A 26,496-nucleotide genomic window follows, 5' to 3' on the forward strand; every position below is an offset into this window, starting at 1 on the left:
GCCTTGCCCGTGACGTCATCCCGCCGTATCCCCGGATCATGCCGAACACGCCCCTGATCTGCCCGTCCATCCTGGCCTCGGACTTCGCCAAATTGGGCGAGGAGATAAGGGCGCTGGAGACGGCGGGCGCGGACTGGATCCATGTCGACGTCATGGACGGCCATTTCGTGCCCAACATCACCATCGGTCCGGACGTGGTGAAGGCGCTGAGGCCGCACACCAGCCTGCCGTTCGACGTGCACCTGATGGTCGCGCCGGTCGATCCGTGGCTGGAGGCCTATCGCGAGGCGGGCGCCGACATCCTGACCGTCCATCCCGAGAGCGGGCCGCATCTGCACCGGACCCTCGGCCGGATCCGCCAGCTGGGCGCCAGGGCCGGCGTCGTCCTGAACCCGGGCACGCCCCTGTCGGTGCTGGAGGAGGTGGTCGATCTGGTCGATCTGGTCCTGCTGATGTCGGTCAATCCGGGCTTCGGCGGCCAGTCCTTCATCCCCTCAACCCTGAAGAAGATCGAGAAAACGCGGGCCATTCTGGATGCGGCGGGGTCGAAGGCGCATCTGCAGATCGACGGCGGGGTGACCGCCGCCAACGCCGGCGCCTGCGTCGCAGCCGGGGCCGATGCGCTCGTCGCCGGAACCGCCGTGTTCAAGGGCGGGCCGGACGCCTATGCGGCCAATATCGCCGCCATCAAGGCCGCATAGGTGAACCCGATCGGGCCCTTCGCCGACCGTAATCCGTCCACGCCCAACGTCGGCGAGGGCGGCGCCATTCCGGGTCTGCGCGGGGCGCCGGTCCGGACGCCGGTGCGATCCAGCGGCGTGACCACCGGCCCGGCCCTGTGGCCCGCCGTGGCCGGTCGGGTGCTGACCCGCCAGATGTGGATCGAGCTCTATGGCCTGCCCGGCTATGCGATGACGCTGGGGCTGAGCAAGGCGACGACCTTCGCCGCCACGCCGCGCGATTTCCGCCCCGCGGATATCAATCTGGGCAAGGCGGTTCTGGGCGGCCGCTTCCCCCTGGCCGGATCGAATCTGGAAGCCGAAGCGCCGGCCGATCCGTGGAACCGGCCGAGCCCGTCGCGAGCCTTCGCCGTCGATCTGCACGCCTTCGCCTGGCTGCCCGGCCTGATGTTGCAGGGAGAGCGGGGGGCGCGCGAGGCGCTGCGGCTGACCCTGAGCTGGGCCGATACCTTCTCGCGCTGGTCGCCCTTCGCCTGGGAGCCGCAGATCCTGGCGCGGCGGGTCTACAATCTAGCCTGCGCGGCGAAGAAGATGGGCGCGGTGGCGTCCGAGGCCGACCGGCTGAGACTGGCCGACACCCTGGGGCGTCAGGCGCGCCAGCTGCTGCGGCCGCCGGGCGGACTGGCCGGCAAGGCCGAACGGCTGGTCGCCGCCGCCGTGGCCGGATGCGTGCTGGCGGGACCGCCGGGGGCGGGTCTGCGGCGGGCGGCCCTGGGGCGGCTGCCGGGGGTGCTGAGGGTCACGGTCGGGGGGGACGGGGGTCATGCCTCGCGCGCGCCGGAAGCCGGGATGGAGCTGTTGCTCGACCTGCTGACGCTGGACGACACCCTGTCGCAACTGTCGGAACCTGCGCCCGAGGCCATGGGCGGGGCGATCATCCGCCTGACCACCGCCTTGCGACTGCAGGTGCTGCCGGACGGGCGGTTGTCGGGTTTCCAGGGCGGCGGGCCGTCGAGCGTCGCCCGGGTTGCGGCCGCGCGCGCCCATGACGAACATGCCGAGGCGGCGGCCGGGGCCGTGGGCACGGTCGGGGGGCTGAGCCGCATCCGCTCGCCCTTGCTGACCATAATGACCGACGCCGGGTCGCCGGGGAGAGGCGCCTGGTCCGAAGCGGCGTGCGCCCAGCCGCTGGCGCTGGAGATCGTCTGCGGCAAGGACCGGATCGTCACCGGCTGCGGCTGGACGCCCCGCGCCGCCGACCGGCAGGGGCTGAGGCTGACGCCCGGCCATTCGACCCTGACCCTGGGCGAGCAATCGTTCGCCGAGCCTCTGGGCGGGTGGAAGGGCGAACTGCTGGGACCGCGTCTGTACGGGCGGCCCTATCATGTGACGTCGGAGCGCCGGGACGGCGACGGGGCGGTGTGGCTGGAGGTCGAGCACGACGCCTGGGCCCAGCCGTTCGGCCTGATGCACCAGCGCCGGCTCTATCTGGATCAGAGGCTGGACGAACTCAGGGCCGAGGAGCGGCTGCATCCGGCCGCGGGAAATCGCGACACCGTCCGCGTCATCGCGGCCCCCTATGCCGTGCGCTTCCATCTGGAGCCGGGGGTGCAGGCGTCTCTGGCGCGGGATCGCCGGTCGATCCTGCTGCGTGGCCATTCCGGACGCGGCTGGTGGTTCAGGACCGACGGTCCGGACGTGGCGATCGAACCGTCCGTCCACGTCGACGAGGGTCTGACGCGGCGGTCGCTGCAGGTCGTGGTGCGCGGCTCGGCCCGGACCGACGCCGAGACCAAGATCCGCTGGAAGCTGAGCCCGGCCGGAGCGGCGGGCGACCCGAGCTGAGGCCTATTCGGCGGCCGGTTCGACGGCCCTGGCCTTCTTGACCTTGGGCGGCTTGGGAGCCTTCTTCGGCTTTGCGGCTTTCTCGGCGGCCTTCTCGGCCTTGCGGGCCTCCTTGGCGGCCTTCTTCAGGGCCTTGGCCTCGGCCTTTTCGACATCGGGGGCAGCGTCGGCGGCCGCGGCGATCTCGGCCAGCATGTCGAGGAAGCCGTCGCGCTTGCCCTTGGGCAGGAGGCCCATGATCCGCTTGTCGGCGGCCTCGACGCGGGGGCGGGCCTGATCGAGCAGGGCCTGCCCCTCTTCCGACAGCCGGACGGCCTTGGCGCGGGCGTCGAGCGTCGAGCGTTCGCGCGACAGAAGCCCCTTGGTCGTCATGCGGGCGACGAGATCGGCCAGGGTCGAGCGGTCGATGCCGGTGGCGCGGACGAGTTCGGTCTGGGTCAGGCCTTCCTTGACCGAGACGGCCTCCATGACCGCAAACTGGCGCTGGGTCGGACCGCCGTCGCCGGCCTCTTCCGAATAGATGTCGAGCGCCAGCTGGAGGGCGCGATGCATCAGATGGCTGGGCGATTCCGCGAGCGTGCCCGCACGCCGCGCCTGTTTTCCGGATTTGACCATGCCACTGTCCCCTGTGCCGTATGCGGAGGGTTATCAGCAGGCCTTTACGGTTTAGCGACAGCGCGGCCGATATGGCCGCGCTGTTCTCCTTTGGGCGCTATGTTCGCGACGCGGTCGCTCACGACTTGAGCGGGCTTTTTTCGCGCTAACGCTCGACGCGCGGCGTCTCGCTGCTTGAGCGGCTTTTTTGATGCGCTAACGCTCGACGCGCGGCGTCTCTCTGCCTGAGCGCGGTCGGCAAGCGTCAGGGCGCGGTGTCAGGCCTTGCGGGGGCAGAGGCGTCGGCGGGTTCGTCGGAGATCAGGTTCTTCATGATCAGCGGCACCTGCGACAGGCCGAAGACGGACGAGGCGATCCACAGGACGCCGCGGAAGCTGACCCAGACATCGGCCGGATCGATGTGGGCGTATCCCATCCGGGTCGCGGCCCAGCCGACCAGGGCCTCGGACCGGACCAGCTCGTTGACGATGGCGACGGCGCCGAAATACAGGCCGTAGCGGAAGGTCAGGGCGCGCCAGGCGGCGTCGTTGACCGGGATCACCGTGCCCAGCAAAGCCTTGAGCGGCTGCTTGCCGAGATACAGACCGCCGAGCAGGGCGACGGCGAGCGAGGCGTTGAGCACCGTCACCTTGAGCTTCACGAACAGGTCGTCGTTGAAGACGATGGTCAGGACGCCGAACACCAGGGCGAAACCGCCGACCAGCAGCGGCATCAGGGCCAGACGCTTCTCCACCATCAGGCCGACGACCACGGCGACGACCGAACCGGCCACCAGACCCCAGGTCGCGTGGACCAGGGCCTCGTCGCCCGGCAGGCCGCGCGCGCGGAAGAAGATGAAGGTCGCGGCGAAGGCGGCGAGGGCGCCGAAATCGACGACCTGACGGATCCAGGTCGGGGGCTTCCTGTGCGGGGTCTCGGGGGCGTCGGTCATGATCTAGTCCTCGAGGCCGACGAGCGAACGGGAGAAGGCGCGGGCGTCGAAGGGTTGCAGGTCGTCGATCCCCTCGCCCACCCCGATCAGCTTGATGGGGGCGTCGGACGCCTGGGCGACAGGCACCAGCACCCCGCCGCGCGCCGTGCCGTCCAGCTTGGTCATGACCAGGCCGGTGACGAAGGCGGTACGGCCGAAGATCTGTTCCTGGGCCAGGGCGTTGCGGCCGACGGTGGCGTCAAGCACCAGAAGCGTCTCATGAGGGGCGTCCGAATCGGTCTTTCTGAGCACGCGGACGATCTTCAGAAGCTCGTCCATCAGGGCGGACTTGTTCTGCAGCCGGCCGGCGGTATCGACGAGGACGACGTCGAAACCTTCCGCCTTTGCCTTGGCGTAGGCGTCGAAGACCAGACCGGCGGCATCGGCGCCGTCGCGGCGGCTTTCGAAATGGGCTCCGGCGCGGTCGGCCCAGACCTTGAGCTGTTCGCGGGCCGCGGCGCGGAAGGTGTCGCCCGCGACGATCATGACCTTGGCGCCCTTGGCCGTAAGGTCGGCGGCGATCTTGCCGAGCGTCGTGGTCTTGCCCGATCCGTTGACGCCGACGAACAGGACGACGAACGGCTTGATCCCGCCAGCGACGCCTGCGGGGCCGAGCGGGTCGAAGGTCGCCTGACGCGGCAGAAGCTCGGCGGCGACGGCCTCGGCCAGGGCCTCTTTCACTTCGCGCTCGGAGGAGGCGCCGCCGAAACGCAGGTCGCGGAAGCGGGCGACGATGCGGTCGGTGGCGGCGGGGCCGAGATCGCTCTCCAGCAGATGCTCCTCGAGGCCTTCGAGGGCGGCCTCGGACAGAGGCTCCTTCACGAAGGCGGAGACGACCTGTTCGGTCATCTGCTGGCTGGAGCGGGCCAGTCCCTGGCTGAGGCGCTGGAACCAGCCCTTCTTGGGCGTATCGGTCATGGGAGGGCTTTAGCGGGGCGGCGGATGGGCGTCATCTTTTCCTTTCGTCATCCTCCGACGCGTAGTTTGGGCGACGGCGACTTTGGCTCTATATGAGCATAACAGATCGAGGACCGCGCCTTGGCCAAGACCCACGCCTTCCATTCGCCCCGCACCCACGGCTTCGTCCGGGTCGCGGCGGCGACGCCGGTGGTGCATATCGCCGACCCGAAGGCGAACGCCGAAGAGCATCTGGCGCTGATCCGGCAGGCGGGCGAACAGGGCGTGGACCTGATCGTGTTCCCGGAGCTGTCGCTGAGCGGCTATGCGATCGACGACCTGCACATGCAGACGGCCCTGCTGGACGAGGTGGAGCGCCAGATCGAGGTGGTGGCGGAAGCCGCCGATGTGGCGGGGCTGGTCGCCGTGGTCGGGGCGCCGGTCCGGAACGGGGACGCCCTGTTCAACTGCGCGGTGGTGCTGGGGGGCGGGGCCGTGCTGGGGGTCGTGCCCAAGACCTATCTGCCGAACTACCGCGAATATTACGAGAAACGCTGGTTCGCCCCGGCGGCGTCGCGGGGCGAGGACGCGGTTACCCTGGGCGGCGAGAGCGTGGATTTCGCACCGGGCCTGATCTTCGAGGCGACCAACCGGCCGGGCTTCGTCTTCGCGGTCGAGATCTGCGAGGACTTCTGGGCGCCCTTGCCGCCCTCGACGCGGGCGGCGCTGGCCGGCGCGCGGATTCTGCTGAACCTGTCGGCGTCCAACATCGTGATCGGCAAGGCCGATGAACGGGCCGTCCTGTGCGCCAGCCAGTCGGCACGGACGTTGTCGGCCTATGTGTTCACGGCTTCGGGCTGGGGCGAGAGCACCACCGACCTGGCCTGGGACGGACAGGCGACGATCCATGAACTCGGCGCGAAACTGGCCGAGGGTGAGCGGTTTGCCCTGACATCGCACATGACGGTGGCGGATATCGACGTGGCCCGGATCGGGCTGGATCGGATGCGGAACGGCACCTTCGCCGATTGCGCGCGGATCGAGGGCGAGGCCGCGACAGTGATCCCGTTCGAGGCCGCCGAAGACCGGGATACGGGCGCGCTGATCCGCCCCCTCGACCGCTTCCCCTTCGTGCCCGACGACCCGAAGCGGCTGGATCAGGACTGCTACGAGGCCTTCAACATCCAGGTACAGGGGCTGATGCGGCGGATGACGGCGACGGGCGCCGAGCGGCTGTGCATCGGGATTTCCGGCGGGCTGGATTCGACCCAGGCCCTGCTGGTGGCCTGCGGGGCTTTCGACCGGTTGAAGCTGCCGAGGACGAACATCCTCGCCTACACCATGCCGGGGTTCGCGACCTCGGACGGGACGAAGTCCAACGCGTGGGCGCTGATGAATGCACTGGGTGTCACGGGCGAGGAGATCGACATCCGCCCGGCCGCCGAGCGGATGCTGAAGGACATCAGGCATCCGTATGCGGACGGCCAGCCCGTTCACGACATCACCTTCGAGAATGTGCAGGCGGGTCTGAGGACCGACTACCTGTTCCGGCTGGCGAACCAGAACAAGGCCTTCGTGCTGGGCACCGGCGACCTGTCGGAGCTGGCTCTGGGCTGGGCCACCTATGGCGTCGGCGACCATATGAGCCACTACAACGTCAACGGCGGGGTGGCGAAGACCCTGATCCGGCACCTGATCCGCTGGGTCGCCGGGCGCGACGACATGACGGGCGCGACCGAGGTGCTGCATGCCATTCTGGACACGGAGATCTCGCCCGAACTGGTGCCGGCGGGGGCGGACGGGAAGATCCAGTCGACGGAGGGGACGGTCGGTCCCTATGCGCTGAACGACTTCTTCCTGTTCCACATCACCCGCTTCGGCATGAGCCCGTCGAAGGTCGCGTACCTGTGCCATCAGGCCTGGGGCGACGCCTCGCGCGGCGAATGGCCGGCGCATCATCCGCAAGGCGATCGGCTGGCGTACGATCTGGCGACGATCAAGTTCTGGCTGCGGAAATTTCTCGTGCGGTTCTTCCAGACCAGCCAGTTCAAACGGTCGGCCCTGCCGAACGGACCGAAGGTGGTGACCGGCGGGTCGCTGTCGCCGCGCGGCGACTGGCGGGCGCCGTCGGACGGGAATGCGCGGGTGTGGCTGGACGAGCTCGACGCCAATGTGCCGGATGCCTAGAGAGCCGGAATGACCGACGCCCCGACCAAGGATTCCAACGGCAACATCCTGTCTGACGGCGACAGCGTGACCCTGATTAAGGACTTGAAGGTCAAGGGATCGGGCGGGGTGACGCTGAAGCGCGGGACAATGGTCAAGAACATCCGCCTGACCGATGACACCGACGAGATCGAGGCCAATGTCGACAAGGTGCGCGGTCTGGTGCTGCGGACGGAGTTCGTGCGGAAGGCGTGATCTCTCTCCTCCCCGTCCGAAGGATGGGGAGGTGGCGCGGCGCGTCTTCAGCGCCGTGACGGAGGGGGCGATGCGATGTTTCCGGTGGGCGCCACCCTCACTTCCGCAATTCCCTCGCCCCCTCCGTCAGCTCGCGAAAAGGCGAGCTGCCACCTCCCCATTCGCCAAGCGGCGAACAGGGAGGAAACGCTTCAGGGCACGTCCCGCAGGAATTCGAAGATCGCGGCTTTCGACTCGGGCTCGTCGAGCATCGGGGCATGGCCGATGTCGGGGATTTCGGCGTAGCGCATGTCGGGCGCGGCCTTCTGCATCTTCGCGGCGATGTCGGCGCTCAACAGGTCCGAGGTTCCGCCCCGGATCAGCAGGGTCGGGCGCTTCTTCGCCAGACGCCGGAAGAAGGGCCACAGGTTGGGGACCAGGGCCTTCGCCCCGGCCGCGCGGATCGGCACGGCGATGTCGGGGTCGTAGTCGAGGACGGGCGACCCTTCCGTCCCTTCGCGGAAGACGCGGCGGGCGAAGGCGTCCCAGTCGGCGTCGGTGTAGTGCGGCAGGGCGATCTCGTTGATCCGCTTCGCATAGGCGGCGGCCGCGGCCCAGGTCGGGGTGTCGACGGGCTGGCCGGAATAGGCGGCGATGCGGGCCAGACCCTCGGGCGAGACCTCCGGGCCGATGTCGTTGAGGATGGCGGCCGCGACGACGCGGGTCTTCAGCGCCGTGATCGCCATGGTGATCAGCCCGCCCATGGAGGTTCCGAGGAAGACGGCGCGCTCGATGCCGGCGGCCTCCAGCAGGCCGAGCACATCCTTCGCATAGACCGGCGGCTGGTAGGTCATGGGGTCGGTGGCGCGATCCGACTGGCCGCGCCCGCGCACGTCGAGCGCCAGCACGCGGCGGCCGCCGCGCGCGATCAGGGGGGCGATGGCGTCGAAGTCGGCCGAGTTTCGCGTCAGGCCGTGGATGGCGATGACCGGCAGTTTCGCCGGACCGTCCGCACCCGGATAGTCCCGCGCGAACAGGCTGAGCCCGTCGTGGGACGTCCAGCGACGCCCGGAATACAGAGACGGTTCAGCCATGTCGGCGCACTCCCAGACCAGAACGCCCCCGCGTCGGTCGGGAGACTATTTCATCACGCGCGGAATTGCGATCAGCCGCCGAGCAGGTCGCGGACGAAATGATCGAGGTCGCCGCCCTCGAACAGGAAGCCGGGCATGCCGGCGCGGCGCGCGGCCTCCAGATCCGACTGTCGGTCGCCGATCAGAAAGGATCGGGCGGGATCGATGTCATGGTCGGCGATGGCGCGCAGGATCATGCCGGGATTGGGCTTCCGGTCCGGATGATCGGGATGGAAATATTTCGGATCCTCGGCCTCGTTGTGGAACGGGCAGGCATAGACCGCACCGATCCGCGCCGCTTTGGCCGCGAGCTTCCGCACCAGGGCGTCGTTGAAGGCGTTCATCCGGGCTTCGGTGAAATACCCCCGCGCCACGCCCGACTGGTTGGTGACGATCACGACCAGATAGCCGAGGTTGTTCAGGCGACGGACGGCCTCGGCCGCGCCGGGGATCAGGACCAGGTGCTCTTCCAGGTGCGGATAGCCGCTGTCGGGGATCAGGACGCCGTCGCGGTCGAGGAAGACGGCGGGGTGGGTCGTCGGGGCGGTGTTCAAGTCGGTCGGCTCCCGGTTCGGAGGGACACTGGATAGGAGCGTCCGTTGCAAGGCGCAACGCGAAGTGACCCCCTTGTGTTTGGCGTTGCGGCGCTCGGCGGGTTAGACGGCGGCCACCTTCGAAGGCCGCCCCTGATCCGGGTTCTGCGCCGCCACGTTTCGAGAGAGGTTCCCCCATGAGCATCGCCTTCATCGACCTGCAGGCGCAGCGCCGCCGTCTGGGCGGCAGGATCGAGTCCGCCATGATGGCCGCCGTCGAGAGCGGGGCCTATGTCATGGGCCCGCCGGTGCGCGAGTTCGAAACCGCGCTGGCGGCGTTCGGCGGAGCGAAACACGCCCTGGGGTGTGGCAACGGGACGGACGCGCTGGTCCTGCCGCTGAAGGCCTGGGGCGTGACGACCGGCGATGCGGTCTTCGTGCCGAGCTTCACCTTCTGCGCGACCGCCGAAATCGTGCCGTGGACCGGGGCGACGCCGGTCTTCATCGACATCGACGCGACCACCTACAACATTGACCCCGGCCATCTGGAGGCCGCCATCGAGGCGACGCTGGCCGAAGGAAAACTGAAGCCCAAGGTCGTCATCGCCGTCGATCTGTTCGGCCAGCCCGCCGACTATCCGGCCATCAAGGCGATCTGCGACAGACACGGGCTGAAGCTGATCTCGGATTCGGCCCAGGGGTTCGGCTGTACGATCAACGGCGAGCATCCACTGAAATGGGCGGACGCGACGACGACCAGCTTCTTCCCGGCCAAGCCTCTGGGTTGCTACGGCGACGGCGGGGCGGTGCTGACCAATGACGACGCCCTGGCCGAACTGATCGACAGCTACCGGGTGCACGGCAAGGCCGTGTCGCAGGACCTCGTCCTCTTTGAGAAAACTGGGCGGACCTTCGAGCACGACACCAAATATCTGAACATGCGGGTCGGGATGAACTCGCGGCTGGATACGGTCCAGGCCGCCGTCCTGATCGAGAAGCTGAAGGCCTTCGGCGAGGAGATCGAATGGCGGAACCGGATCGCGGCCCGCTACAACGAACTGCTGGCGCCGCACGTCGCCTCGGTTCCGCAGACGCCCGCCGGCAATGTCTCGAACTGGGCCCAGTACACGATCGAACATCCGGACCGGGATGGTCTGGCCGCGCACCTGCGCGAGCATGGTGTGCCGTCGGCGGTCTATTATCCGATCCCGCTGCACCTGCAGCCTGCCTATGACATGCACCCGCGCGGACCGCAGGGTCTGCCGGTGACCGAGGCCAAGATGAAGGTAGTCATCAGCCTGCCGATGCATTCCGATCTGGACGAGGCGACCCAGGACCGGATCGTCGCCGCTGTCGCTTCGTACAAGGGCTGATCGACATGAACCCGACCCACCTGCACGCCCCCATCCGCACCGGCGTCGCCGGCGCCGGCGTCATGGGACGCAACCACGCCCGCGTCCTGTCCGAGATGCGCGAGATCGATCTGGCTCTGGTGTTCGATCCCGACGCCGTGGTGGCCGAAGGGGTCGCCTCCGCCTATGGCGCGTCAGCCGTGACCACCGCCGCCGACTTCGTCGCGGGCGGGCTGGAAGCCGCCGTTATCGCCACCCCGAACCGGCACCATGCCGACCTCGGCGTCGCCCTGCTGGAAGCCGGGGTCCATGTGCTGGTCGAGAAACCCATCGCCGCGACCGTCGCCGACGCCCAGCGGATGATCGACGCCGCCAGGGCCAACGACCGGGTGCTGATGGTCGGTCAGGTGGAGCGGTTCAACCCGGCGGTGGAGGCGGTCAAGCGCGCCATCGAGGGCGAGGACGTCATCTCCATCCAGATCACCCGCGTGGGTCCCTTCCCGCCGCGCATGGGCGAGGTGGGCGTGGTCATCGATCTGGCGGTGCACGACATCGACATCATCCGCCACCTGACCGGCTCGGAGATCGCCGAGGTCCAGCCGCAGCTGGCCCGCACCCGCGCCGACCGCGAGGACACCGCCCTGCTGCAGTTCCGGCTGGAAAACGGGGTGATCGCCCACATCACCACCAACTGGGTGACGCCTTACAAGACCCGCACCCTGCAGGTGGCGACCCAGTCGAAATTCGTCGTCGCCGACCTGATGACGCGCCAGGTCACCGAGTATTTCGGCCAGCAGCCGGACGGCTCCTATTCCACGCGCGGCGTGATGAGCTGGCCGAACGAGCCGCTGAAGAAGGAGCTGGAAGCCTTCGCCCACGCCATTCGCACCGGCGAGACCCCGGCGGTGACCGGCGAGGACGGATTGCGGAACCTCGAGGTCGCCCTGAGGTGTCTGGGGGAATGAAGCTGACGGCAGCGGTTCTGGAGAACAACTTCGTGCGGCTGGAGCCGTTCGAGGAGCGTCACAAGGAGCCGCTGAGGCTGGCCTGCGACGCTGATCCGGAGCTGTGGCCCGCCCTCTACTATATGTCGCTGGGCGGAGATCAGTTCGACGCCGGCTGGGCCTCGTTGCGGGCGCAACAGGCGGCGGGGACGCGCATCCCGTTCGCTGTGATCCACGACGGCGAAGTGGTCGGCTGTTCGACCTATATCGGCATCCAGCCGGACAACCGGGCGCTCGAGATCGGCACCACCTACTATCGCCCGTCCTCGCGCGGCGGAGCGGTCAATCCGGCGGCCAAGCGGCTGTTGCTCGACCATGCATTCGCCTGCGGGGCCGGACGGGTGGTGTTCCAGGTCGACGCCATCAACGCCCGCAGCCGCGCCGCCATGACCAAGCTGGGCGCGGTCGAGGAAGGACTGATGCGGAACGACAAGATCACCTGGACCGGGCGGGTGAGAAGCTCGGTGATCTTCTCCATCCTCGCCGAGGAATGGCCGATGGTGCGGGCGAAGCTGGACGCGCGGCTGGCGGCGTTCGGCTGAGGGCCTTGCCGGTTTCGTGATCGATGCTGTTGCGGATGGGATGAACCCTGTCGGCCGGGCGACGTTGGGCTGTCTCCGCGATACAGAAAGTCCCTCCCCATGGCCTACAGAACCCTGAACCCGTTCACCGAAGAGCGGATCAAGGACTATCCCGAGCACACGGACGCCGAGGTCGAGGCCGCGCTGGCCACGGCCGACGCCCTGTTCCGGTCGGACTGGTCGCGCGGCGACATCGCACCCCGGCTGAAGGTTCTGGGGCGGATGTCGGAACTGCTGACGGAGCGGTCCGGCGAACTGGCCGAGGCTATGGCGACCGAGATGGGCAAGCTGGTCGAACAGGGCGCCGGCGAGATCGAGTTGTGCGCCGGCATCGCGGCCTATTACGCCGCCAACGCGGAGGCCTTCCTCAAGCCCGAACAGGTGGAGAGCGATCTGGGCGAGGCCTGGGTGCAGCATCAGCCGATCGGGGTGCTGCTGGCCGTCGAGCCGTGGAACTTCCCGATCTACCAGCTGATCCGAGTCATCGCCCCGGCCATCGCGGTCGGCAATCCGGTGATGTTCAAACACGCGGGCATCGTTCCCCATTGCGCCGAACTGTTCGCGCAGCTGGTCCGTGACGCAGGCGCGCCGGAGGGGGCGGTCACCAATCTCTACGTCTCCTCCGAAAAGGTGGCCGAGCTGATCGGCGACGACCGGATCCAGGGCGTGGCCCTGACCGGGTCGGAGGACGCCGGCAGCAAGGTGGCGTCGAAAGCGTCGGAGAAGCTCAAGAAGTCCACGCTGGAACTGGGCGGGGCGGATGTCTTCGTCGTGCTGGACGACGCCGACATCGAGGCGGCGGCAGAGGTCGGGACCCAGGCGCGGCTGGCCAACGCCGGCCAGGTCTGCACCGCCGCCAAGCGCTTCATCCTGCATGAGGCGATCGCCGACGAATTCCTGGCGGCGTTCAAGGCCAACATGACGGCGGCCGTGCTCGGCGATCCGCTGGATCCGAAGACGACCCTGGGCCCGCTGTCGTCCGGGGATGCGCTGAAGGGACTGACGAAACAGGTGGACGCGGCGGTCGCGGCCGGGGCGAAGGTGGTCGTCGGCGGCAAGCGTCCGGATCGGCCGGGCTTCTTCTTCGAGCCGACCATCCTGACCGACATCGACCGCGACAACCCCGCCTATTTCCAGGAATTCTTCGGCCCCGTCGCCATGGTCCATGTGGCGAAGGACGACGACGACATCGTCCGCCTCGCCAACGATTCCCACTATGGCCTGGGCGGTTCGATCTTCGCGGGCGACATCGATCGGGCGCGCGCGCTGGCGACGCGGATCGAGACCGGGATGGTGTTCATCAACACCGCCACCACCAGCATGCCCGAACTGCCCTTCGGCGGCGTCAAACGCTCGGGTTACGGCCGCGAACTGGGCGACGTCGGCATCAAGGAGTTCGTGAACCGCAAGCTGGTCGTGGTTTCGTCCGGCGAGGCGGCGCAGACGGTGGGCTAGGTCCGCGCCTGCGGCCGGAACGTCAGGCGCGCGGTGAGGCCCGCGGGCGCATAGTCGAGCTCGGCCGAGCCGCCGAGATCGCCTTTCAGGCTGGTGGCGATGAGGCGGGAGCCGAAGCCCGTGCGGGTCGGCTTCGCGACGACGGGGCCTCCGGTCTCTATCCAGTCGAGCGTCGTGCGGCCGTCCGTGTCGGGCTCCGACCAGGTCGCGGTCACGCAGCCGTCGAGGGTGCTGAGCGCGCCGTGCTTGGCGGCGTTGGTGGCCAGTTCGTGGACGATCATTCCCATGGCCAGGGCCTGGGGCGAATCGAACAGGAGGTCCGGGCCGGTCAGGCGGAACTGTTCGGGCGAATAGGGACGCAGCTCCTTGGTCAGCAGATCGGCCAGCATCGCCCGCTCCCACCCCGTGGCGGTCAGCAGGTTGTGGGTGTCCGACAGGGCCATCAGCCGGGCCTCGAACTGGGCGGTGAACTCCTCGACCGAGGTGGCCTTGCGGGCGGTCAAGGCGGCGATGGATTGCAGGGTGGCGAGGGTGTTCTTCACCCGGTGATTGAGCTCGTTGATCAGCAGCTTCTGGCGGCGTTCGCTGGTTTCCAGCGCCGCATGGGCGCGGTGGCGGTCGGTGATGTCGGAGACCACACCCGCCAGTTTCAGCGGGCGACCGGAGCGGGATCGGATCAGGCTGCCGCGCGAATGGACCCAGCGGCCCGTGCCGGCGATCGGGTATTCGACGTCATAGTCGGCCTCGCCTGCGATGGCGGCCTCGAGCGCGGCCTTGCGTCTAGCGAGATGTTCGTCGTCCTCGACCCAGACCGGGTTCATCACGTCCCCGTCCGGCCGATCCCTGGGCAGGTCGATCAGTTCGCGGGCGCGCGGCGACAGGGCGAAGCTGCGATCCTTGAGGTTGACCTCCCAGTAGCCGACGCCGGCCGCCGCCAGAACCGAGACCAGCCGCGACCGGTCGTCGGCCATCGAGGCGGCCAGGGCGATGGACAGGATGACGGCGGTGACGGCGGCGATGCTGATCGCGATGGCCAGGGGCGGGGCCCCGCCCTCATCCATCGTGAGCGCGATCGGCTGGAGGTGGACCGCGGCCATGCCGGTGTAGTGCATGCCGACCACGGCGAGACCGAGGATGGCCGCCGCCGCCGCGCGCCAGCCGATCGAAGTCTCGCGCCGCGAGGCCCAGAGGGCGGCGATCGAGGCGGCGATGGCGATGACGATCGACGCCGCCACCAGTTCGACGCGCCAGCCGACGGTGGCGGTCGTGCGCATGGCCGCCATACCGACGTAGTGCATGGCCGCGATGGCCAGACCCATGACGACGCCGGCGACCGGGATGCGGCCCTTTCCGAGGCTTTCGCGAGAGGCTGCGAAGAAGGCCCCGGCCGTTCCCGCCACGGCCAGGATGAAGGACAGCAGGGTCAGGCCGGGGTCGTAGCGGACAGATCCGCCCGGATCGAAGCCGAGCATGGCGATGAAATGCATCGACCAGACGCCGCCGCCCATGGCGAGCGCGGCCGCTCCCAGCCAGGGCGCGCGGTCCCGGCCCTGCCGTCCCTTCAGCCTCTGGAACAGGTCGAGCGCCGTCCAGCCCGCGAGGACCGCGACCGCATAGGCCAGGAGGAGGAAGACGACGCCGTGGTGGTCCAAGCCGGCCTCCGTACCGTCAGCCGCCGACCATCTGCATGCTGAGCCATTCGGCGATCAGGGCGGGCTTGTCGGCGCCCTCGATCTCGACGGTCAGCTCGTGTTTCAGCAGCCACCGGCCGCCCCCCTTGTCCTCGGCCGATAGCAGCTTGAACCGGCCGCGCACGTTCGATCCGGCGGGGACCGGGGCGAGGAAGCGCAGTTTGTCGAAGCCGTAGTTGACCCCCATCACCACGCCTTCCAGCGGCCTGACCGCGTCATAGGACATGGCCGAGGCGAGGCTGAGGGTCAGGAACCCATGGGCGATCGTGCCGCCGAACGGGGTCTGCTTCGCGGCCACCGGATCGATGTGGATGAACTGGCGGTCCTCGGTGATCTCGGCGAAGGCGTCGATGCGGGCCTGATCGACGAGGATCCATTTCGAGACGCCGATCTCGGTTCCGATCAGCGATTGCAGCTCTGAGGGTCTGGTCATGCGGCGGCTCCTTCTTGGGTCGCCGGGACGAACCGGCCTTCGATGATTTCGGCGAACAGGCCGGGGTCGATATTGCCCCCGGACAGGATGACGGCGGTGGTCTTGCCCTTCGCGTCCAGCTTGCCGGCCAGAAGCGCAGCGAGGCCTGCGGCGCCGCCGGGTTCCACGACCAGCTTCAGGGTGCGGAAGGCGTAGGCGACGGCCTCGGCCGCCTCAATGTCGCTGATCGACAGGGCGCCCGACAGGACGCGCTGGTTGATCGGGAAGGTCAGGACGCCCGGGATCGGGGTCTGTAGGGCGTCGCAGATCGAAGGCGGTCCTTGCGGGTGGCCCATCCGTTTGCCGGCGGCCAGCGACCGGGCGGTGTCGTCGAAATGCTCGGGTTCGACGGCCCACATCTTCGTCTGCGGGCTGCGGGCCTCCATGACCAGATCGATGCCGGCCATCAGGCCGCCGCCGGAGCAGGGGCAGAGAAGCTGGTCGATGGGTGCGTCGGCCTGATCCAGCAGTTCCAGCGCCGAGGTGCCCTGACCTTCGATGACGTAAGGATCGTCGAAGGGGGGGACGAGGACGGAGCCGCGATCCTTCGCCACCTGGGCGCCGATCTCCTCCCGGCTTTCTTTCCAGCGGTCGTAGAGGCGGACCTCGCCGCCGAAGGACTTCACCCCGGCGATCTTTATGGCGGGACTGTCGGCCGGCATGACGATGACGGCGCGCGTGCCCATCAGTTTCGCCGCCGCCGCGACGCCCTGCGCATGGTTGCCGGACGAGAAGGCGACGACGCCCGCCGCCAGTTCGTCGGCGGTGAAGCGGCTGATCCGGTTGTAGGCGCCCCGGAATTTGAAGGCGCCGGCGACCTGCATCGTCTCGGCCTTGAGCAGGACCTGGCCGCCGACCCGTTCGTTGAGCGCCGGACTCTCGATCAGGGGGGTGCGGACCGCCGCCGGGGCGATCTGGCGGGCGGCGTCGAGGACGCCTTCGTAGGAAGCGATGCGGTCGGACATGACAGGCACTTAACCCGATCCCGTTCGTCCGCGTAAGGTGGCGAAAACGATGGAAACGCCGACAGCCATGACGACCTGCATCCTCGCCATCGACCAGGGCACCACCTCGACCCGCGCCATCGCCTTCGAGCTGCGCGAGGACAGGGGGTTGCATCCCATCGCGGTCAGCCAGATCGAGCTGGAGCAGCATTTCCCCCGGTCGGGCTGGGTCGAGCATGACGCGGCGGAGATCTGGGCCGCGACGTTGCAGACCTGTCGCGAGGTCATCAAGAAGGCGGGTGGGGTCGGGCGGTTCTCCGCCATCGGCATTACCAACCAGAGGGAGACCTCGGTGCTGTGGGACGCCGCGACCGGGGAGCCGCTGCACAAGGCCATCGTCTGGCAGGATCGGCGCACCGCCGATGTGTCGGCGCGGATGGCGGCCGAAGGGCATGAGGCGGAGGTGCAGGCGGCGACGGGCCTGATCCTCGACCCCTATTTCTCGGCGACCAAGTTCGCCTGGCTGCTGGACGCCGTGCCGGGCGCGCGGGAGCGGGCGGCGAAGGGCGAGGTGAAACTGGGGACCATCGACAGCTGGCTGGTCTGGAAGCTGACGAACGGGGCCAGCCACGTCACCGATGCGACCAATGCGAGCCGCACCTCGCTGATGGATCTGAAGATGCGGGCGTGGCGTGACGACCTGTGCGACCTGTTCAAGGTTCCCAAGGCCGCCCTGCCCCGGATCGTCGGCTGCGCCGAGGTGATGGGCGAGAGCGACGCCAGCCTGTTCGGGCGCGCCCTGCCGATCGCCGGGTCGGCCGGGGACCAGCAGGCGGCCCTTGTCGGGCACGGGGCGCTGAAGCCCGGCGACGCCAAGATCACCTATGGGACCGGGGCGTTTCTGGTGGCGAACGTGGGGGCCGAGCCGGTGGCGTCTTCGAGCCGTTTGCTGGGCACGCTCGGCTATCAGGTTGGCGAGACGGTCGCCTATGCGCTGGAGGGGTCGATCTTCTCGGCCGGGTCGGCGATCCAGTGGCTCAGGGACGGGGTCGGGATGATCTCCGACAGTCGTCAGTCCGAGGCGGTGGCTCAGGGGCTGAAGGACAACGGCGGGGTCTATCTGGTTCCCGGGTTCACGGGTCTGGGCGCGCCCTGGTGGGAACCGGATGCGCGGGGTGCTGTGATCGGCCTGACGCGGGATACGAAGCCGGCCCATTTCGTGCGGGCCGCGCTGGAGGCCCTGGCCTATCAGACGCGCGACCTGCTCGACGCCCTGGCCAGGGACGGCGCGCCGAGGTTCAGCGTGCTGAAGGTCGACGGCGGGGTCACGGCCAACGCCTTCGCCATGCAGTTCGTGGCCGACATCTGCGAGGTCACGGTCGAGCGACCGGCCTTTCAGGAGATGACCGCGCTGGGGGCCGCAAGGCTGGCGGCGCTGGGCGTGGGACTGATCGACGATCTGGAGCCGAAGAACGAGGAGGCGCCGGCCGTCTGGACGCCGCGCATGTCGGCCGGGCAGCGCGAAGCGTTGCTGGGGGGCTGGCATCGCGCGATCAAGGCCGCCATTGTCGCCGCGCAATGACCGATATCGCCACCGATCCCCAGGCCGCCTTTTCCGGAACACGGGAGGTCGATCCCCGCTACCGGCTAGACGAGGCCGCGCTGGACGCCTGGATGGCCGCCAACGTCGAGGGCTATGCCGGGCCGCTGACGATCCGCCAGTTCAAGGGCGGACAATCGAACCCGACCTATGAGCTGGTCACGCCGGGCGCGGCCTATGTGCTGCGCAGGAAGCCGCCGGGCGTTCTTCTGCCCTCGGCCCATGCGGTGGACCGGGAGTTCGCGGTGACGTCCGCTCTTTACAAGCAGGGGTATCCGGTCGCCCGGCCCTATGCTCTGTGCACGGATGACGCCGTGATCGGATCGATGTTCTACGTCATGGGCAAGGTCGAGGGCCGGGTCCTGTGGGACCTGAAACTGCCCGGAATGGAGCCGGCCGAGCGCCGCGCCATCTTCGAGGCCCAGATCGACGCCCTGGCCGACCTGCACAAATTCGATCCGGCGGAGATCGGGCTGGCCGACTACGGCAAGCCCGGCAACTATTTCGCGCGTCAGGTCGGGCGCTGGACAAAACAGTACCGCGCGTCCGAGATCGATCCGATCCCGGAGATGGACCGGCTGATCGACTGGCTGCCTCAGGGTCTGCCGCCCGAGGGGCCGGCGCGGATCGTCCACGGCGACTTCCGCCTAGACAATCTGATGATGGCGGCCGACGCGCCCGAGGTGCGGGCCGTGCTGGACTGGGAGCTGTCGACGCTCGGCGATCCGATGGCGGACTTTTCCTATCTGCTGATCGGCTGGGTCCTGCCGCCGACGGTGCGCAACGGCCTCGGCGGGCTGGACCTGCCGTCGCTCGGCATCCCGACGATCGAGGAGACGGTCGAACGCTATACGGCGCGAAGCGGTCTCGGCGCGCCGGAGAACCTCGACTGGCTGATGGCCTACAACCTGTTCCGGCTGGCGGCGATCTGTCAGGGCATCGCGGGACGGGTGCGCGACGGCACGGCCGCCTCGGCCCACGCGATCGAAACCGCGAAACAGGTGGTCCCGCTGGCGAAGGCGGCGTGGAGTTTCGCGGTGAAGGCGGGGGCGTAACCCCACCCCGTCCGGAGGATGGGGAGGTGGCGCGGCGCTTCTTCAGCGCTGTGACGGAGGGGGCGAGGTGACGTGTCAGGTGGGGCTAACCGGCAAGATCGCGTCGCCCCCTCCGTCAGCTCGCGAAAAGCTCGCTGCCACCTCCCCATTCGCCAAGCGGCGAACAGGGAGGAGACCGCTTCCTCAGTTCGTCAAGATCTGCACCCGCGACCAGACCTCGCCGCGGTTGACGATCTCGATGCGGATCGGACCCGCCTGGGGACGGGCCACGGTGCAGACCGGATAGTGGTCGCGCGAGCCGTCGGCGCAGATGACGGCGCCGTTCTGGTCCCTCAGGGCCAGGTCGATATTGGTGTCTCCGTCGCCGATGGCGGCCACGCGGAGCACCTCGTTGCGCCGCGCCTCGATGGTGAAACTGTAGGTCTCGCGGGCGCGCAGGCGACGCACGACGACGATCGGTCCTGCGCCGAAGGGCGAGGCGCGCACGCCCTTGTCCGGCGATCGCTCGCGCGAAATCTCGTCCAGCAGATCGCGGTCGCCGCCGGCGAAGCTTTCGGCCTCTTCCAGCAGGCCGGCCTGGGTCAGGAAGGGTTCGTCGCCGTTCTCGCGTCGGGTGCGGATTTCAGACAGCATCCGGGCGGCGACGATCATGGCCCTGGCGTCGCGACGCTCGCGCGCCCAGTCGGCGACCTCGGCGGCGGTGACGATCTGGGTGATGGCGCGGGCTTCGAGGTCGGGGTCGGGAGCGGGAGGCGCCGACCGGACCTGAGATCCGGCCGGCGCTGCCGTCAAGGCCAGGGCCAGGACGGCGACGGCGAGCGCGGCGGCGATAGGGGCCTGTCCCCCGACGACCCGACCCGCGCGCTCAACCATCCCTGCTCCCCCGAAAACGCCGTCCGGGAGGACGACGGATCGCCATTAGCGACGATCAAATCGCCGCGGACAGTGACCGAAACTGATAGGGGCGCCAAGGCTTCGGACATCCCAATCCTGGGACGTCTCAGTGGGTGGCGGCGCTGAGGATACGACGGTCGGCGCGCGACTGGACCATCACCACCACCTTGTCCTGCGGATCGGCGGCCTCGGGCAGGTCGAGCAGGATCGGGCGACCGGTCCATTCGCCGAGCCGGGTCAGGCTCTGGACCACGTTGACGTGACGCACCGCGCGGCCGCGATTGTCGCCGCCGGCCACGGTCACGGTCTGGGTGCCCGGACGATAGGAGACGGCCCAGACGTCGGCGCCGCCCGTCGGCGCACGGCCCGAGCCGACCCCGACCTGGTCGCCGCTTTCGCGGAACTGGACCTGAGGCGGGAAGACGCGGCGGGCCGCCTCTTCATCGACGGCGTCCTGGACGGCCTCGCCTTGCGCGCCGGAGACCTGGCGGCGGCCGTCGATGACGACCTGGGGCGTGTAGACGTTCCGCAGGCGCATGGCGGCCTGATAGGCGCGCTGGCGCTGGGCGAATTCGGGTTTGGCGAAGGTATCGGGCCAGCCGAGATAGTCCCAGTAGTCGACGGCGTAGGTCAGGGCGATGACGCCCGGTTCCTCGGAGAGACCCTCGACCACCTGGTTGGCGGCGGGACAGCCGGAACAGCCCTGGGCGGTGAAGAGCTCGACCACCACGGGTTCGGCCGTGTTCGCGACAAGACGCACGGGGCGCGGCGCGACCGGCTGGGCGGTCGAACCAACCGCGCTCAGCAGGCCGAGGGCGGCGACGCCCGCGACGATGATGCCCCTGACCTTCATGGGCTGGAGTCCTAGCGGGGTCGGAAGGCCGCTGCTTCTCATTTTCGCGTGACCGGTCAGTCCATCAGCTGCTGAGAGAGATAGACGTAGTGACGCGCCCAGCGCCGCGCGTTGGCGACCGGATCGGCGTCGTTGGAGTGACCGCCGGACGTCTCCTCATAGTAGAGGTGGTCGTGGCCCTGATCACCGAGGCGGGCGGCGAACTTGCGCGCGTGGCCAGGATGGACGCGATCGTCACGGGTGTTGGTGGTGATGTAGAGGCGCGGATACTCCGCCTCCGGACGAAGCTGCTGGTAGGCCGAGTACTGGCTGATGAAGGCGGCGTCGCCGGGGATCCGCGGGTCGCCGTATTCGCCGATCCACGAGGCGCCGGCCGGCAGGTCCTGATAGCGCAGCATGTCGATCAGGGGGCTCTCGATCACGGCGGCGTTGTAGAGCTCCGGATGCTGGGTGATCGACACCGAGGTCAGGACCCCGCCGTTGGAGCGACCGTAGATGCCGAGACGGCGCGGCGAGGTGACCCCGCGCGTCTCCAGATCGCGGGCCACGGCGGCGAAATCGTCGAAGGCGAGCTGGCGGTGTTCTCGCAGGGCCGCCTGATGCCAGGCCGGGCCGAACTCGCCGCCGCCCCGGATGTTGGCGACGACATAGGCGCCGCCGTTCTCGAGCCACAGCTTGCCCAGCTCGGGCTTGTAGGCGGGCGGGTAGGAGACCTGGAAGCCGCCGTAGCCGAACATGATCGTCGGCGTCGAACCGTCCATCGGCGCGTCCTTCGGTCGGACGAGGAAGTAGGGGATCTTCGTGCCGTCCGAGGAGGTCGCCTCGAACTGTTCGACCACATGGGTCGAGGCGTCGAACAGGGCCGGGCCGGACTTGAGCGCCGTCAGCGCGTCGGCGTTCGCCGCCAGAAGGCTGAGGGTCGGGGGTGTCAGGAAGCCCTGGGTCGAGACGAACATCCGGCCCGAACCGCGCGAGACGTCGCCGATGCCGACGGCGCTGTTGGCGGGGGCCTCGACCGGGGTCGAGCTCCAGGCCGCGCGGCCGCCCTGACCGAAGGCGAACCGGCGAAGCGTGCCGACGACGTTGTCGGAGACGCCGACCACCAGACCGTCGTCCAGCACGGCGACATCCTGCACCGACTGGCGGGCGGACGGCTTGAAGATGGTCTCGGGATCGCTGTCGGGCGACGGCGGCGGCATGGTCGGTTGGGCCAGGTCGTCGAGCGACAGGGACAGCAGGGTTCCCTCGGCGACGGGGAAGCCGCCGCGATCCCAAGCCTCGTCCAGCCCGACGATCAGTCGGCCGTTCTGGACCCCGTGGATAGCGACCCGCTCGGGCAGGTTCAGGCGGATGGCGACGCCGCCGCTGAGGCGCCAGGTCTCGGCGCGGTAGGTGTCGAGGGGGCGAGAGATGATGGTCGCCAGGACCGCACCGGCCCCGTCGCGATAGACCGAGGGGCTGACGCCGTAGCCGCCGTCGGAGATGTCGCCGCGATAGATTTCGGCCGCATCGGCGAGGGTCTGGCCGCGCTTCAGGCGTTTGACGATGAAGGGATAGCCGCTCTCGGTCAGGGTGCCCGGACCGAAGTCGGTGGCGACCAGAAGGGTGTCGATGTCGAACCATTCCAGCCGGTGCTTGCCCTCGGGCAGGATGAAGCCGTCCTCGACAAAACGCTTCGTTGTGGTGTCGAACTCGCGCACGACGACGGCGTCCTTTCCGCCTTCCGACAGGGAGATCAGGCAGCGGGTCTCGTCGGGCGCGAGACAGTCCGCGCCCTTCCAGACCCAGTCCTTCCCCTCGGCGCGGGACAGGGCGTCGATGTCGAGCAGGGCCTCCCACTCGGGGCTGTCGGTGCGATAGCTGTCCAGCGTCGTGCGCCGCCAGATCCCCTTCGGATTGGTCGCGTCCTGCCAAAAGTTCCCGATGCCGTCGCCGAGGAAGCTCGGTCCCGGGATGCGGGCGGTGGAGGACAGGATGTCGAAGGCCTCGGAGCGGAAGGTCTCGTAGCGTCGGTCGCCGGTCAGGGCGGCCAAAGAGCGCTCGTTCTCGGCGCGGACGAAGGCCATGGCCTCGGTCCCCTCGACCTCCTCGAGCGCCAGATGGTCGTCGGCCGCGCGCACGCCGGCCGGCGACAGATCGGCGGGGAAGTGGGGCGGGGGAGCGGTCTGGGCCATGGCGGGGGCGGCAAAGACCATCAGCGCCGAAGCGGCGGTCAGCATCGAGAGACGCAGGCGCATAAACATACTCCGTCATCCTCGGGCTCGTCCCGAGGATCCATTGTTCCGCTATCCCGACGCCCGAAGATCGTGCGCCAGTCCTTCCGCCCCGGTCTGGTGACCGATGGACCCTCGGGACAAGCCCGAGGGTGACGGAAGGGGTGGGCCTACTCCTGCGCCGGCTCGTCCATGAGGCGGCGGGTCAGATAGGTGTATTCCAGCGCGATGCGGCGGGCCGTTTCGCGCAGGTTGGCGCCGGCCGCGTGGCCGCCGTCGGTGTTCTCGTAGAACAGGACCGGATAGCCCAGTTCCTCCAGACGCGCCGCCGCCTTGCGGGCGTGGCCCGGGTGGACGCGGTCGTCCTTGGTCGAGGTGTGGATGAAGACCTCAGGGTAGGGCTGGCCCGCGCGCAGATTCTGGTAGGGCGAATATTCGCCGATCCAGGCGCGCTGTTCCGGGATGTCCGGGTCGCCGTATTCCGCACGCCACGAGGCGCCGGCTAGCAGGCGATGGAAGCGGAACATGTCGAACAGGGGCACCTGGATGACCGCCGCGTTGATCAGGTCCGGTCGCTGGGTCAGCATCGCCCCCATGAACAGTCCGCCCTGCGATCCGCCCATGATGCCGAGGCGAGGCTGGGACGTGATGTTGCGGGCCTCGAGGTCCAGGGCCACGGCCTGAAAATCTTCGTGGGCGCGCTGGCGGTTCTGCTGAAGGGCGGCTTCGTGCCAGTTCGGGCCGAACTCGCCGCCGCCGCGCACATTGGCGACGACATAGACGCCGCCGCGCTCCAGCCACAGCTTGCCGACCGTGGGCGAATAGCCGGGCAGCTGCGAGACCTGGAAGCCGCCGTAGCCGTACAGCAGCGTCGGATTGGAGCCGTCCAGCGCCATGTCGTTCTTGTGGATGACGAAATAGGGAATCATCGTGCCGTCGGCCGAGCGGGCCTCGAACTGTTCGACGGTCATGTTGGAGGCGTCGAACTTGGCGGGGATCGACTTCACCTGGGCCATCTCGCCGGTCGCGGCGTCGACCAGCGACAGGGTCGAGGGCGAGAGGTAGCCGGCGACGCTGACGAAGATGCGGTCGTCCTGTTCAGAGGCCGACCCCAGACCGACGGTCGAGTTGGCGGGCAGCTCCAGACGGGTGCGGGCCCATTCGCCGGACGGGTTCGGCGTATAGACATAGGCCGCGCCGCGCACGTTTTCGTACAGGGCCACGACCAGCGTGTTGCGGGTGGCGGTGACGGATTCGACCGATTCGCGCGGGCCCGGGCGGATGATCAGCCGGGCCGGTGCGGCCTGATCGGCCAGCCAGGCGTCGAGGGTCCAGGCGACGACGTCCCCGGTCTTGAAGGCCTGACCCGACGGCGCGGTCCAGTCTTCCTTGATGGTCACGACCAGCTGGCCCTGGACCAGGGCGTCGATGTCGGACTTGGCCGGCAGCTGCAGTTGCGTCGTGGTTCCGTCCGCATTCAGCAGATGGGTTTCGCCCTCGTAGAAGCTGACGCCCCGATTGATCAGGATCGCCTTGATCACGCCGTCGGCGTCACGGAGCGCGCCGCCGCTGACCGAGACGTCCGAGGGCTGGCCGGTGAAGATCGTCTCGGCCTGGTCGATCGACTGGCCGCGCTTCAGCCGCTTGACGATCATCGGGTAGCCCGAGGACGTCAGGGTGCCCGGGCCGAAGTCGCGCGAGATCAGCAGGGTGTCGGCGTCGATCCAGGATGCGCCGCCCTTGGACTCGGGCAGCTCGAAACCGCCCTCGACGAAGGTGCGCGACACACTGTCGAACTCGCGCACGACCACGGCGTCCTTGCCGCCGTCGGACAGGGAGATCAGGCACAGGCGCTCTTCGGGCGGCAGGCAGGACGAGCCCTTGTAGACCCAGTTCTTGCCCTCGGCCGTCGACAGGGCGTCGATGTCGAGGATCGTCTCCCAGTCCGGCGCGTCGGTGCGATAGCTGTCGAGCGTCGTACGACGCCAGATGCCGCGCACATGGGTCGCGTCCTGCCAGAAGTTGTCGATATGGCCGTCGTGGGTGAAACCGGGCGACGGGATGCGGTCGCGGGCCTGGACGAGGGCCAGGGCCTGTTCGTGCAGGCCTGCGTAGCGGGGGTCGCCCTGGAGCACGCCCAGAGAGCGGGTGTTATGCGCCTCGACCCAGGCCATGGCGCGTTCGCCGTCGACCTCTTCGAGCCACAGATAGGGGTCGGTCGCATCGGTCGTGGCGAAGCCGCCCTCGACCAGCGGCGGGTTGGGCGGGGTGTGCGCGGTCATGCCAGTCGTTTGGGCCAGGGCGGAAGTTCCAAGAATGGAGGAGGCGAGGAGGGCGGCCGTGAGGCTCAGCGAACGACGCATGCAGGGGGCGCTCCGAAATAAGGACGGGGCACCTTAGTCGCGAGGGGGCGGGCGGCAAGGCGGCGAACCTTACCGTTTTGTCACATGCGGCGTGGTCTAGCCGTTGTCGGGTATGGCCAGCACGGTTCCGCAGGCCTTGCAGTGGACGGCGTCGGGATCGTGCTTCTGAAGCGCGCACGTCGGGCAAGGGAAGCTGACCTTGCGCGGCTTCAGCAGACTCTGGCCCAGTCGGACGAACAGGGTGATGCCCACCAGCATGACGGCGATGGACAGAAGACGCCCCCAGACCCCGGGCAAGGTAATGTCGCCGAACCCGGTCGTGGTCAGGGTGGCGACGGTGAAATACAGGGCATCGACATAGCCGGTGATGCCGTCGTGCCGGCCCCGGAAGACGGTGTAGACGAAGCCGGTCACCACGAAGACGAAGGTGACCAGATTGCCGACCGCGCGGGTGACCTCCTCCACCCGGGTGTCGTCGAACCTGCGGCCCACCGTGCGCCAGAACAGGTCGGAGTTCAGAAGGGTCCAGAGCCGCAGGATCCGCAGGAAGCCGAGGTTGATGGCCCAGGAGGGCAGCAGCAGCGATCCCAGCACGATCAGATCGACCCAGTTGATCGGCCGCCGGAACCAGTCCTTCCAGTCCGAGAAGGCGGTGATCCGCGCGATCAGATCGGCCGCCAGCAGGGCTGCGATACAGTAGTCGACGACATAGAAGGTCCGGCCGTAGTCCTTCAGGATCGGCGCGGCGACGAAGAAGGCGATGATGGCCAGGTCGATGGCGATGACCGCGATGCGGAAGCGCACGGCGGTCGTGGTGTTGCCGTGATAGAGGAAGCGGAAGCGCGCTCGCAGAGAGTGACGATGGCGGGCGGGCGACGCGGTCATGGGCAAGGGTTAGCGCGGGCGGCGGCCCCCGTCACGCGATGCGCGCGAGGACCGCCTCACG

The 26,496-nt window shown here is 68.7% G+C and carries 23 protein-coding genes; 10 read left to right on the plus strand and 13 right to left on the minus strand.

All coding sequences use genetic code 11. The annotated features are described in order from the left end of the window. Positions 1-38 precede the first annotated feature (38 nt). Positions 39-701 carry a ribulose-phosphate 3-epimerase gene (gene rpe, locus ACQY68_RS00890; protein ID WP_428151132.1) on the plus strand — a complete coding sequence of 221 codons (663 nt, stop codon included), beginning with the start codon at positions 39-41 and terminating at the stop codon, positions 699-701. Continuing rightward, on the plus strand, positions 702-2,525 hold the full coding sequence (locus ACQY68_RS00895; protein WP_428151133.1) for a heparinase II/III family protein: 1,824 nt from the start codon (positions 702-704) through the stop codon (positions 2,523-2,525). Between the two features lie 3 nt (positions 2,526-2,528). Here ACQY68_RS00895 and ACQY68_RS00900 read toward each other — a convergent pair whose 3' ends face one another. From ACQY68_RS00900 to ftsY, 3 genes are all read right to left on the minus strand, one after another. Continuing rightward, positions 2,529-3,140, minus strand: a complete 612-nt coding sequence (locus tag ACQY68_RS00900; protein ID WP_428151134.1) for a MarR family winged helix-turn-helix transcriptional regulator — start codon at positions 3,138-3,140, stop codon at positions 2,529-2,531. Between the two features lie 244 nt (positions 3,141-3,384). Then, the gene (locus tag ACQY68_RS00905; protein WP_428151135.1) at positions 3,385-4,071 is read right to left on the minus strand and encodes an inner membrane-spanning protein YciB; all 687 of its coding nucleotides are present in this window, start codon (positions 4,069-4,071) and stop codon (positions 3,385-3,387) included. A 3-nt stretch (positions 4,072-4,074) separates the two neighbouring features. Continuing rightward, positions 4,075-5,028, minus strand: a complete 954-nt coding sequence (gene ftsY, locus ACQY68_RS00910) for a signal recognition particle-docking protein FtsY (RefSeq protein ID WP_428151136.1) — start codon at positions 5,026-5,028, stop codon at positions 4,075-4,077. 120 nt (positions 5,029-5,148) lie between these two features. Here ftsY and ACQY68_RS00915 point away from each other — a divergent pair, with 120 nt between their 5' ends. Together ACQY68_RS00915 and ACQY68_RS00920 are read left to right on the plus strand one after the other, a co-directional pair. After that, positions 5,149-7,194, plus strand: coding sequence for an NAD(+) synthase (locus ACQY68_RS00915; protein WP_428151137.1), 2,046 nt, complete (start codon positions 5,149-5,151; stop codon positions 7,192-7,194). A 9-nt stretch (positions 7,195-7,203) separates the two neighbouring features. Further along, the gene (locus ACQY68_RS00920) at positions 7,204-7,428 is read left to right on the plus strand and encodes an alkylphosphonate utilization protein (RefSeq protein ID WP_428151138.1); all 225 of its coding nucleotides are present in this window, start codon (positions 7,204-7,206) and stop codon (positions 7,426-7,428) included. A gap of 191 nt (positions 7,429-7,619) precedes the next feature. On the opposite strand, the gene ACQY68_RS00925 is transcribed toward ACQY68_RS00920, so the two are convergent. Then, positions 7,620-8,501: an alpha/beta fold hydrolase gene (locus ACQY68_RS00925; protein ID WP_428151140.1), complete on the minus strand. Its 882-nt coding sequence runs from the start codon at positions 8,499-8,501 to the stop codon at positions 7,620-7,622. Between the two features lie 71 nt (positions 8,502-8,572). Then, the gene (locus ACQY68_RS00930; protein WP_428151141.1) at positions 8,573-9,094 is read right to left on the minus strand and encodes a D-glycero-alpha-D-manno-heptose-1,7-bisphosphate 7-phosphatase; all 522 of its coding nucleotides are present in this window, start codon (positions 9,092-9,094) and stop codon (positions 8,573-8,575) included. Positions 9,095-9,270: 176 nt separating this feature from the next. Between ACQY68_RS00930 and ACQY68_RS00935 the strand changes: the two genes are divergently transcribed. From ACQY68_RS00935 to ACQY68_RS00950, 4 genes are all read left to right on the plus strand, one after another. Continuing rightward, complete coding sequence (locus ACQY68_RS00935) at positions 9,271-10,446, plus strand: DegT/DnrJ/EryC1/StrS family aminotransferase (protein ID WP_428151142.1); 1,176 nt, start codon at positions 9,271-9,273, stop codon at positions 10,444-10,446. 5 nt (positions 10,447-10,451) lie between these two features. Further along, on the plus strand, positions 10,452-11,390 hold the full coding sequence (locus tag ACQY68_RS00940) for a Gfo/Idh/MocA family protein (protein ID WP_428151143.1): 939 nt from the start codon (positions 10,452-10,454) through the stop codon (positions 11,388-11,390). After that, entirely contained in the window at positions 11,387-11,971 is a 585-nt protein-coding gene (locus tag ACQY68_RS00945) for a GNAT family N-acetyltransferase (RefSeq protein ID WP_428151144.1), read from the plus strand. The genes ACQY68_RS00940 and ACQY68_RS00945 overlap by 4 nt, the downstream gene beginning before the upstream one ends. A 99-nt stretch (positions 11,972-12,070) precedes the next feature. Further along, positions 12,071-13,465 carry an NAD-dependent succinate-semialdehyde dehydrogenase gene (locus tag ACQY68_RS00950; RefSeq protein WP_428151145.1) on the plus strand — a complete coding sequence of 465 codons (1,395 nt, stop codon included), beginning with the start codon at positions 12,071-12,073 and terminating at the stop codon, positions 13,463-13,465. Here the strand turns inward: ACQY68_RS00950 and ACQY68_RS00955 are convergent. Genes ACQY68_RS00955 through ACQY68_RS00965 form a run of 3 tightly spaced genes read right to left on the minus strand, consistent with a single transcriptional unit; the run spans position 13,462 to position 16,593 of the window. Beyond that, positions 13,462-15,117, minus strand: a complete 1,656-nt coding sequence (locus tag ACQY68_RS00955) for an MHYT domain-containing protein (RefSeq protein ID WP_428151146.1) — start codon at positions 15,115-15,117, stop codon at positions 13,462-13,464. The genes ACQY68_RS00950 and ACQY68_RS00955 overlap by 4 nt on opposite strands. Before the next feature lie 16 nt (positions 15,118-15,133). Then, positions 15,134-15,589 (minus strand): MaoC family dehydratase, encoded by a 456-nt coding sequence (locus ACQY68_RS00960; RefSeq protein ID WP_428151147.1) that lies wholly within the window; start codon positions 15,587-15,589, stop codon positions 15,134-15,136. After that, entirely contained in the window at positions 15,586-16,593 is a 1,008-nt protein-coding gene (locus ACQY68_RS00965; RefSeq protein ID WP_428151148.1) for a threonine ammonia-lyase, read from the minus strand. Before ACQY68_RS00965 ends, ACQY68_RS00960 begins: the two co-directional genes overlap by 4 nt. Before the next feature lie 49 nt (positions 16,594-16,642). On the opposite strand from ACQY68_RS00965, the gene glpK reads away from it, so the two are divergent. Both glpK and ACQY68_RS00975 read left to right on the plus strand, forming a co-directional pair. Next, positions 16,643-18,154, plus strand: a complete 1,512-nt coding sequence (gene glpK / locus ACQY68_RS00970; RefSeq protein WP_428151149.1) for a glycerol kinase GlpK — start codon at positions 16,643-16,645, stop codon at positions 18,152-18,154. Further along, a complete protein-coding gene (locus ACQY68_RS00975) occupies positions 18,151-19,227 on the plus strand; it encodes a phosphotransferase family protein (protein ID WP_428151150.1) in 1,077 nt (358 codons plus the stop codon). The genes glpK and ACQY68_RS00975 overlap by 4 nt, the downstream gene beginning before the upstream one ends. A 183-nt stretch (positions 19,228-19,410) precedes the next feature. Here ACQY68_RS00975 and ACQY68_RS00980 read toward each other — a convergent pair whose 3' ends face one another. From ACQY68_RS00980 to ACQY68_RS01000, 5 genes are all read right to left on the minus strand, one after another. Continuing rightward, positions 19,411-20,100, minus strand: a complete 690-nt coding sequence (locus ACQY68_RS00980; RefSeq protein WP_428151151.1) for a hypothetical protein — start codon at positions 20,098-20,100, stop codon at positions 19,411-19,413. 127 nt (positions 20,101-20,227) lie between these two features. After that, positions 20,228-20,974: a DUF1223 domain-containing protein gene (locus ACQY68_RS00985; protein WP_428151152.1), complete on the minus strand. Its 747-nt coding sequence runs from the start codon at positions 20,972-20,974 to the stop codon at positions 20,228-20,230. Positions 20,975-21,030: 56 nt separating this feature from the next. Continuing rightward, positions 21,031-23,211 (minus strand): prolyl oligopeptidase family serine peptidase, encoded by a 2,181-nt coding sequence (locus ACQY68_RS00990; RefSeq protein WP_428151153.1) that lies wholly within the window; start codon positions 23,209-23,211, stop codon positions 21,031-21,033. A 146-nt stretch (positions 23,212-23,357) separates the two neighbouring features. Further along, positions 23,358-25,550 (minus strand): prolyl oligopeptidase family serine peptidase, encoded by a 2,193-nt coding sequence (locus ACQY68_RS00995; RefSeq protein ID WP_428151154.1) that lies wholly within the window; start codon positions 25,548-25,550, stop codon positions 23,358-23,360. 96 nt (positions 25,551-25,646) lie between these two features. Then, the gene (locus tag ACQY68_RS01000; protein ID WP_428151155.1) at positions 25,647-26,435 is read right to left on the minus strand and encodes a potassium channel family protein; all 789 of its coding nucleotides are present in this window, start codon (positions 26,433-26,435) and stop codon (positions 25,647-25,649) included. Positions 26,436-26,496 lie beyond the last annotated feature (61 nt).

The organism is Brevundimonas sp. (genome assembly GCF_965278935.1).
Classification (GTDB): Bacteria; Pseudomonadota; Alphaproteobacteria; order Caulobacterales; family Caulobacteraceae; genus Brevundimonas.